The organism is Desulfosporosinus shakirovi (genome assembly GCF_020595055.1).
Taxonomy (GTDB): domain Bacteria; phylum Bacillota; class Desulfitobacteriia; order Desulfitobacteriales; family Desulfitobacteriaceae; genus Desulfosporosinus; species Desulfosporosinus shakirovi.
In genome coordinates this window covers 1-9675 of sequence record NZ_JAJDOO010000069.1, presented here as the reverse complement: position 1 = coordinate 9675, position 9675 = coordinate 1, and the positions used below count along the sequence as shown (strand labels likewise).

Below are 9675 nucleotides of genomic sequence, written 5' to 3'. Positions count from 1 at the left end.
ACTAAACTAGGGAAAATCTCTATTTCAGTTGTCCGATTTCTATTCTAACAGCAGTGTTTTCCCAATGATTGGAGAGCAATATATGGTAATGAACATACCAATTGATAGAGAAAGTTCTACTATTGATGTGACGCTACAGCTTAAAGAAGAACAACTTGTTTTAGCAAAAAAGTGGATACAAACAGGTGAAGTTAAGCTTTATAGGGAATCCTTCACCGAGAAAAAAAACTTTACTTTGACTGTAGAATACGAGGAGCTCGTAATAGAGAAGAAACTCCCTGTTTCGGCCACTCCTGAACAAAATGAACCTCCGGATGTTATCCGTATTCGTCTTAGCGAAGAACAGGTTGAATTTACTAAACACATGGTTTCTTTAGAGGATGTCTCTATCTATAAGCAACAAATAGAAGAAATACAACATATTGAAGAGACCTTGAGGAGGGAGGAGTCTGCCATTAAAGTTCTTGGGTCCCCAATAATCAGAGACGATCAAAATTAGCATATAAGTTCTTCTTTCAGTCCGTTTGTCTTATGGGTCCTCAGGTAAAGCAAAAATAGTGCGCAAATACCCTATTAGAAATCGATAGAATAGTATTTCAACGAGTTGAATTATCTAGTAAAATTTTCGTAAAAACAAAAGGTTGTTCCCCAGATAGATACTGTAAGCAACGCAATCAGATACCCGTATAACGTTCTTCCGCTCATCCGCTGTCCTCCTTAGCCGTTTTATCATATTTTACGGCCTGTAAAAGAAAAATATAGGAAAAATTGTTCCAATGTTCTACTTAAGTTCTTCTATAATAATCCGTGTAATACCTAAGTACTGTTTGAATGTTTTAGAAAAATGGCTCTGATCATAAAATCCACATTAGCTGCTACTTCAGCAATAGAAATATTTTTAAGCAACTCCTTTTTGGCATGATTTACCCGTGCATCTTTTTCCACCATAGGACCTTCAGCTATTATGCAACCTTTTACGTTAAAGTACTTTATAACCTTCAGGCAATCCACATAATTGAAGTCACTTTCTAGCAACGGGAGATGGTTCCGCTCACCTTTTTTATTGTAATTTACGCCTCCAATATGAATATGCATCCAAAGCCGATTTTCCAAGTTCATCAAAGACATACTGAAGTATTATCGCAAAATCATTAAAACCTTTTAGTCTGCCGTTGTATCTTGAGTGTATATGTGAAAAATCAATACATAGTTTACACGAGCTAATTTCTTTACACAAAGACACTAGTTCCTCAAGTGTGCCGAATTGCGTTCCCTTTCCAGTTGTCTCTAATCTATAATCTACCCCGTTAGGGGAAGGCGTAATAAATAAATTGTCTCTTATGGCATTATACGCATCCTCTTTGGAGTCTCCCATGTAAAAGCCTGGATGAAGATTAGACTCCTCCCTCCAACTTTAGACAGACCTTCCAGAGCCTCTAAAATCCTTTCTATGGATTGTTCCTGTCTTACCGATTCATTGGCATTTAGATTTATGTAGTGGGAGAGATAAATAAAAATCATTTTTTAACTTGGCTTGTAATATAAGACCCTTATTGTTATCCGTGTAACATTAACGTTTCTGACAAAAAAGAGCTCCATTGCATCAAGCCCTATTGACTTAGCATAAGTCTAAATTTGGTAAAACCGTTTCCTAACGGAAGACCAGATATGCCAAATAAAGTGTATCCATTATAGTCATCCTTTTTGACCTCAAAGCGAATCAATTTCACGAGGATCCAGTTTAAGCATATACATAGAAATTGCTACCTAACAGAAGCTAGATTAAGGGTTTCGAGATTAGATCATTTAGCTGGTCTATGTTCATCTCACTTAACATTATGTCCAAATATCAATCTGAAGCTATGCGACTTTCATAAGTGTTGATTTTCAATGTTTTCCATTTAGGATGATCTTAACATACTATTTAACTTTTCAGGATCAATGGGATAACCTATCTCTCTTGCTGCATCCATCATCGCTTCGATGTTTCTAAGCGGCGTTTCTACCGGCAAACTGCAGCCTGACATAATAACATATCCTTTGGGCGAATCCCAGGCTTGTTGCACGCAATTAATCACTGCCTCGCGTACATCGGCAGGAGTGCCAGCGTACATCACTGCTGAAGGATCCACATGTCCAAGTATTTTAACTCTATCGCCAATCTGTTCCTTGCATTTTTGGAGATTTACGACATTGTCAACACTGAATCCAGCGATACCCATAACGACTATATCCTCCCATATTTTATCGGTTTTCCCACAAATATGCATAGTTACTGGCTTTCCTTTAAGAGTGATATATTGCACTAACTTTTTCAAATAGGGCTCACCAAATTCTCGAAAATGTTTGGGACCAACAATCGTGCAGGAAGACATGGGTTCGGAAATTGTTGGGGTCAGACCAACGTCAATGATCGCCTGAGCATATCTGATACATGTTTCCAATGACACTTGACAAGCACGATGAACGACCTCCGGATTAGTGAAGAATAACTTGCTCATCTTTTCAATTCCCAATAAAAAAAACGCATTGGTAAAAGGGCCTACAATCCCGCCTACACAAGAAACCTCTTTTCCCAATTCATCGATTAGATATTTCATGGCTTCGATATGGATAGGTAACCGACCATCTTTATACGGATCGGCTGATTCTAGACTGTCAATTTGGACTATGTCTTCAAGAGCTGGAGTAGCCAGATCGGCTGTATTGTCTGCTGGAAAATTAATTTTCGCTCCCATTGCTTCTGCCCAAGGAAACAAATCCGTAAATATTCTTACCCCATCATAGCCAAAACGGCGATAAGAAGCGATTTGTGCATCGGCAATAGTTCTGGCACTATGATTAAATTCAGATATTCTACAACCATAAATCCGAGCAACCCCATTGGCTACATTCGGATTACAGGGAAGGCGATCTGCCATTTCCCCTCTTGCTATGGCCGTAGCTCTTTCAATCGGGGTCATTTTGTCCTTCATCATAGTTGCGCCTCCTGTACCAAATCTTGGGCTAATTTAGCTGCCTTAGAGGCATCTTCTGCATAATAGGCACCAATTTTATCGGCAAAACTTTTTGAGATTGGGCCTCCACCGATCATAACTTTGATCTTATCCTGCAACTTATCTCTTTCTAAGAGCTGTATTACTTCTTTCATACCTTCCATGGTCGTTGTCATCAAGGTTGATAACGCGATAAGATCTGCTTTAATTTCTTTGGCTTTCTCGACAAAGTCTACAGGCGGCACATCTCTTCCTAAATCAACCACCTCAAAGCCCAAGGTTTCCAACATTATTTTAACGAGATTTTTCCCAATATCATGCGTATCCCCTTCGACAACCCCTATTACGACTTTGTGTTTCTCTCCGATTTTATCTTGCTTTAAATGGGGTCTTAAAACGCCCAGTCCTGCATACATAGCATCCGAACACATCAACAACTCAGGAATAAAGTATTCTTCCTCTTCGTACAATTCACCAGCTCGATCCATCCCCCGTGCTAGTCCTTTGGTAATAGCTTCATAGGGATCAAAACTATTTTCTAGATACTCCTGAGCCCTTTCTACCGTCAAATCTTCATCCATATTCACAACTGAATCAGCTAATTGCACTAATAGTCTTTGTTTAAAATCTGACATGCCCTGTCTCCTTTCGTCTTAATTACTATCAAACAACACCGCTCCACTTAATGTTTAGATACACTTGCGAAACTTAAGATACTTTATGGTTCAATCATAGTGGTTTCCCCCTAATTGATCATTTCTAGGAACGCTTCGATCCGAACCTTTAATTGCTCCACATCAGATTCTGAATAATCGGTTTCGATTTGCAAAAACGGACGGTTTCTCTTCTCCTGAAGGTATTTCTTCATGCTATAAGACTCTATGTTATAGGTATGACATCCTTGCCAGGTAAGATCCACGACCCCATCCACGTCAAACTCTTCCGCTAATCGTTCGACAAGTTCAAACCGAGCAAGGTTCGGGGACATACAGGAACAAGGTGTTCCGAGATATTTTTTAGCAATCGCTAAAAGAGGTTCTTTCTCTTCATCAACTCGGTCATAAACCGCTTTATACCCTCCGCAGCTTTCGAAACAGACAACATTTCCGCCATTCTCTTCAATAATCTGGACAACCTTATGGGAGCCGATCCCTATTGGAACCCCGGTTAAGAGTATTCTTGGCGTCTTCCTTGTAAATGGGGTCACCCCCTTGCTGTATAACTCCTTCAATTCTAAGGTTAAGCGATCAACCATGAACACGGCTTCCTTCTTGTCTACACTAAAGCCTCGATTATAAAGCACCATCAGCAAATCTATGCCACTGATCGGCGAGGGCTTAAGCTTAGCAATATCCTGTAAATCTTGAAGTGAACGCCGTTCTTCATTCATCAGCTGAATGGCCTCACGTAAATTGTGATCAGTTATGGTTACGCTGAAATCCTCTTCCAGACGATTTTTCAGTTTAAGTATTTCTCCATACCAATATTGTAAAGCCTCTTCGTCCTGCTTTTGCGGAAGCTGGAGTAAGTGAAGAGGCTTTATATCAGAAAGCAACTCATACATTTTTTTCTTTCCATCACAGGTCGTTTCCGCAATCAGAAGATCGGATGCATTAAAGTAGGGACACGCACCAGAAGCTGCATATCCGTAGCTCGATTTTATGAGAGGACAAAGATTTCTGGGCAAAACCTTTTCCGCTTCAGCTATAGGGTCCTGTTTAGTACTACATAGGGGAATGGGAATAGCCCCGGCCGCCAGCACTAATTCCATAGGCGAATATATACAGTACTTCCCTACAACTTTCCTACCCTCTTCTTTGGCAGCTCGTATCGACGTAATACTTTTTGCGCGCAAACTTTCAAATTCACATAACAAATCCGATTCCATTCTTTATTCCTCCTTCCCTACAGTTTTTCGTAGCCTAGGATTGCAGCACCAAGTGCACCGACAATCTGAGGCTGATGGGCAATATTAAATTTAGCACCAAAGGCTGAGGACAAAACAGCACAAATCTCCGGATTGTTTGCCACCCCGCCAGAAAATGTAATCTCTTCCAGACAAGGAACTCTAGAAGTTAAACTCAGCATTTTATTAGCAATTGTTTGAACGATTCCTGAAGCAATCGCTTCTTTTGTCACTTCTTGGGCAAGGAGACCAATGATCTCTGACTCGGCAAAAACGGTGCACATACTGTTAATACTTACGGGCTTGCTACCTGATGCCATTTGTCCTAATTCATCTAACGTGATATCAAGAATTCCCGTCATAACTTGTAAGAATCGCCCCGTACCAGCAGCGCATTTATCATTCATGATAAAATCGACAACCGAACCATCTTCACCGACCGCAATCACTTTGCTGTCCTGACCTCCAATGTCTATGACTGTCCTGGTTTGCGGAAAGAGAAATCTCGCACCCTTAGCATGACAGGTTATCTCTGTGACTTTTCTATCAATAAAAGCAAGCGAAACCCGTCCGTAGCCAGTACCAACGATCATAGATATGTCCTGCTCTTGTAAGCTTGCTTCGTTCAGCGCTTCAAGAAATACATTCCTTCCAGCTTCTTTAGGGTTCCAGCCAGTTGGTATAATAGCCATACTTCTTATTGTTCCATCAAAAATGACTGCCTTCGTTGCAGTTGAACCAACATCAATCCCAGCGGTTATCACAACCTCACCCCTTTCCGAATATTTCAAGAAGTCAATTTTATTGACCACTAAGACACCCTTTAATCTTAAGCTCATGATCAGCTTTTTCTACAGAAGCTTCAACTATATTCATTTGTGGAGAGCAATAATTTCAACGCGTTAGTGCATTTATTTGGGGAACAACGTTAGTTGTTTATAGTCCAACGTAACATTCTAACTTTCATTATATCGAACAGGTACATTATCCCAACCAATATAAACGCCATGAAGATAAAGCCGGCAATTACAAGATCAAAGCGTGCAAAATCAGAGTAATATTGCACAAAATAGCCCATGCCGGAAGTCGCACCGAACATTTCCGCCACCACAAGCATTACAAAAGAGAATTTTAGTGCAATGGTGCAACCTGAAAGTATAGTGGGAGAAGCTGCAGGTAGAATCACACGCAACAATTTTTCCACTTCGCCAATTTCTAGCGTAGCTGCATTTTCCAAATATCTCTTATCGATTGTCATTACTGCATTTACAGTCGTACCCAGCGTTGGCCAAAATGCACCTATAAATATAATAAATATCGACGCCGATCGAAATGATGGAAAAAGGTGAATTGCAAAAGGTGTTAATAGGGGCGCAGGGATGGCACTGAATGCATTAATAAATGGAGTTATATTTTTACGCAATGACTTTTTTGAACCAATTAGCACGCCGAGGCTTATTCCACTAAATGTCGCCATAACATATGCAGGAATCAACAATCCAAGAGAACTTATCAGCCCTTTCATCAGCATATCAAAATGTGAACCAAACGCTGGTATTACCATGCTAAGTCCACGGAATAAGAACGGATCAAGCATGCCAAAAACATCGGTCAAAAGCTCGTAGGCGATTACTAATCCGATGAAGATTAGCAATATACCCGACCTGTCCATTACAAATTTTTTCATAGTAACGCTCCTTTGGAAATACAAAATACTCTATGACAATTTTACAGACTTATATGAACGGCATACTTGGCACGTCAATATGCCAAGTATGCCGTTGTTCGGGAAATCAAATTACAGATTGAATTCGTTGAACTCTCTCTGCTTCTCCTTATAGAAGTTACTATTAGGATACTTTGCCTGTAAATAGTCCAAGGCTGCCTTATAGTTAGTGGTATCAATATGATCTTGAATGTCAACCGTAGGATCGACGATATAATCGAATTCCTGCATCTTGTTCCACATCTTTACTACACTGTTCTTATATGGGTCTGTTTCGTATTTTATATGAGGGCTTAGCAAAAAGCTTTTTGCAGTTTCAACTGACATATCCAAATTTTTAACGGTTAATTCTACGACACGATCCATATTTGAGGGCATAATTTCTTCTGCTCTCAAATATGCACGGAGCAATCTCTGCGCCGTTTCTGGGTTTTCTTTAAGCCAACTTGTTTTTGCAACCATACGGCAACAGGAGTGATTAGGCCACAATTCATCTGGCCACATAACAATGTTCATACCCGCTTCTTTAATTTGAAGCTCAAAACCTGTAGATACCGCACCGAAATCTGCTTGACCGGTACGTACTGCTTCCATTACGTCGGTATTTTTTTTCATTTCTATAAAGGTAACATCTTTTTTCAGGTCGAAGCCCGCATCATACAAAATACCCTTAAGCACGATGTCAGGAGTACCGCCTCTCATAATAGCAATCTTTTTGCCACGGAAATCTTCCACGCTGTTATATTTTGTGCCGGGCATAGCAAAAACAGGAGTTGCGCCGATAATCATATAGCCGCCGAAAATAGTGAATTCTTGGCCATTTGCAATTTGAATCAGAGGACCACCAGTACCATAGGTAGAAATAACATCAACCTGACCAGAACTTAAAGCGGAAAAAGCATCTGTTCCGTTGTTAATATAAGTCAGATTAACTTCAATACCCTCTTCTTCCAGATATCCCTTGTCTTCTGCAAGATATTGGAACACTTGCCCTGATGTTGCCTGTGCTGCTATTTTTATATTTAACTTCTCGGCAGGTGCTCCCTGGCTGCTAGTGTTGCCTGCGCTGGCAGAACCTTGGGAGCAACCTGTCATCAACAGCATTGCTACCATTAATAGTGAAATCAATTTAACTGTTTTTTTCATTCTTTTGTCTCCTTAAATTTTAATTTTATATATAATGTACTTTGTACTTTTTATAAATTATGTGACTTCGTTCTAACCTCATCATGGATAATCTTTATGAGATTGTTTCGTAACTGCATAGTCTGGGGATCGTCAAGCATTGTAGTCCTATCTGATTTCAACTTACCTTTAAATGAATAATTATAAATAATTTTGCTGGGCGATTGCCCAAATACAAAAATTTCCGTTGCCAAAAGCAATGCCTCATCCACATCATGGGTAACAAAGAAAATAGTCTTTCGATTTTCAGTCTCCTTTTTCCATAAATCAAAAACCAAATCTTGCAATTTAGCTCTTGTTACTGCATCTAACGCACCAAAAGGCTCATCCATCAAAAGAATGGGCGGATCTATGCCAAAAGCGCGTGCTATTGCACAACGTTGCTTCATGCCACCGGAAAGTTCCTTAGGCAGTTTATTAAAGACTGACTCTGGAAGCTCAACATCCTTGATTCTTTTTAGTGCTTCGGCTTTGCGCTCACTGAAACTCATATTCTTAAATCTCTGTTTAAGTGCTATCATAATATTTTCTCCAGCACTCATCCATGGGAAGAGACCGTAATCCTGAAACACAACCCCTCTTTGCAAACCTGCTTTCATTACTGGTGCATCATCCACAAGAATATCCCCAGAGCTTGGTCTTTCCAAACCCGCAAGTAAACGAAGGAACGTGCTTTTTCCGCAACCAGACTGCCCAAGCAAGCAAACAAAGGCTCCAGCTTCGACTTTCATATTAATGTCTGCTAATATCAAGTCCTTGTCATAAGAAAAGCTTACATGGTTTACCGATACCTCTAGCATAATTTCCTCCCTTCTGCTAGCGTATGAATTTATGAAAGTTTCAGCCTCCATTCGTAGAAACCCTTAAAGAAAGCTAGACACCACAAAGAGCCGTTCCCAAAACGACATAATTTCAAATCGCCCAGAGCCAAACGCATTCGTAATGAAATATCGACAAATTACGAACGGGCTGAACATGCTGAAACGTGCCAATTAGCAGGACTCTAAGAGGTGCGAAATGTCAGATATTATTAGTCCATTGCAGAATTCTGATGTATACCAGCCTCCTGCGAGATATTGTTTAGCTCCTGAATACAATCCCTTCTATAAACCCCAATTATGTGGTGGTATTTCCCCTTTAATCTACCTCCTATCGATCAAACGCACGTTATTTTAGAGCATCAATCTTTCGCGCACACTTAAATGTAAGTATACATTATTTATTTGTTATAAGTCCATATAATTATTTACTAATGCAATTTGTGGAAATAATCCTAAGAAAAAACAAAAAGGTAAGACCGTTACAATTAGTCAACGATCTCGCTTAATATATTCCTCCACACTCTGCAACACTATAAATGGCTACGGCTTTAATACAACTTTTTCGATTGCGAACATTTCCCCATCCATCCCAACAATAGCAAAGCCTCAACAAACTATTGGGGCTAAAACCATTCTCATGGTCGAATATCTTGATAAAGATTTACTCTCTTCTATTCCGCAAATAATCCACCCGGGAACCGAGAGCAGGTTGACAGCAACTATGATGAACATTCTAAAAAACGCTGAGATGCGAGGAGAGATCAGTCTAGAAAAAATTAGCCCCCGTGTTATTTCACTACTGGCTGATTTATTGCGATATGAAATGCTTACAACCCACGAACTGGTATCAAGACCGGTGCAAGCTTAAGATTGGAGCTTCGCCAATCCCCCGCATAATCCTATCCCAAAAAACAACCTTCCCACCCTTTTCTACCTATTGCATAAAAAAAGCGTGCTGTCGCACGCGCTTGCATAATCCAATTTTGAAAATATCATATCAAGCATGCCTACTCAGGCATGCGTTCTTGTTTCTTTAACCAC

At 40.0% G+C, this 9675-nt stretch carries 9 protein-coding genes and 2 pseudogenes; 2 read left to right on the top strand and 9 right to left on the bottom strand.

The window, feature by feature from the left end; translation table 11 throughout:
• The first annotated feature begins 88 nt into the window (after positions 1 to 88).
• Positions 89 to 499, top strand: a complete 411-nt coding sequence (locus tag LJE72_RS25490) for a YsnF/AvaK domain-containing protein (protein ID WP_229250945.1) — start codon at positions 89 to 91, stop codon at positions 497 to 499.
• A gap of 282 nt (positions 500 to 781) precedes the next feature.
• On the opposite strand, the pseudogene LJE72_RS26905 reads toward LJE72_RS25490, so the two are convergent.
• The 9 genes and pseudogenes from LJE72_RS26905 to LJE72_RS25450 all read right to left on the bottom strand — a co-directional run.
• A pseudogene (locus LJE72_RS26905) lies at positions 782 to 844 on the bottom strand (hypothetical protein); the annotation flags it as partial.
• A gap of 86 nt (positions 845 to 930) precedes the next feature.
• Positions 931 to 1721: pseudogene (locus LJE72_RS25485) on the bottom strand (TIM barrel protein); the annotation flags it as partial.
• Between the two features lie 180 nt (positions 1722 to 1901).
• Positions 1902 to 2975 (bottom strand): uroporphyrinogen decarboxylase family protein, encoded by a 1074-nt coding sequence (locus tag LJE72_RS25480; protein ID WP_229250947.1) that lies wholly within the window; start codon positions 2973 to 2975, stop codon positions 1902 to 1904.
• A complete protein-coding gene (locus LJE72_RS25475; protein WP_229250944.1) occupies positions 2975 to 3631 on the bottom strand; it encodes a corrinoid protein in 657 nt (218 codons plus the stop codon). The genes LJE72_RS25480 and LJE72_RS25475 overlap by 1 nt, the downstream gene beginning before the upstream one ends.
• A 110-nt stretch (positions 3632 to 3741) precedes the next feature.
• The gene (locus tag LJE72_RS25470; RefSeq protein ID WP_229250943.1) at positions 3742 to 4884 is read right to left on the bottom strand and encodes a double-cubane-cluster-containing anaerobic reductase; all 1143 of its coding nucleotides are present in this window, start codon (positions 4882 to 4884) and stop codon (positions 3742 to 3744) included.
• A gap of 17 nt (positions 4885 to 4901) precedes the next feature.
• A complete protein-coding gene (locus tag LJE72_RS25465) occupies positions 4902 to 5666 on the bottom strand; it encodes an acyl-CoA dehydratase activase (RefSeq protein ID WP_229250946.1) in 765 nt (254 codons plus the stop codon).
• A gap of 164 nt (positions 5667 to 5830) precedes the next feature.
• The gene (locus tag LJE72_RS25460; RefSeq protein ID WP_229250941.1) at positions 5831 to 6589 is read right to left on the bottom strand and encodes an ABC transporter permease; all 759 of its coding nucleotides are present in this window, start codon (positions 6587 to 6589) and stop codon (positions 5831 to 5833) included.
• Between the two features lie 111 nt (positions 6590 to 6700).
• Positions 6701 to 7774, bottom strand: coding sequence for an ABC transporter substrate-binding protein (locus LJE72_RS25455; RefSeq protein WP_229250939.1), 1074 nt, complete (start codon positions 7772 to 7774; stop codon positions 6701 to 6703).
• A 50-nt stretch (positions 7775 to 7824) separates the two neighbouring features.
• Positions 7825 to 8613, bottom strand: a complete 789-nt coding sequence (locus tag LJE72_RS25450) for an ABC transporter ATP-binding protein (RefSeq protein ID WP_282437964.1) — start codon at positions 8611 to 8613, stop codon at positions 7825 to 7827.
• 658 nt (positions 8614 to 9271) lie between these two features.
• Here LJE72_RS25450 and LJE72_RS25445 point away from each other — a divergent pair.
• Entirely contained in the window at positions 9272 to 9502 is a 231-nt protein-coding gene (locus tag LJE72_RS25445) for a hypothetical protein (RefSeq protein ID WP_229250935.1), read from the top strand.
• Positions 9503 to 9675: the final 173 nt, after the last annotated feature.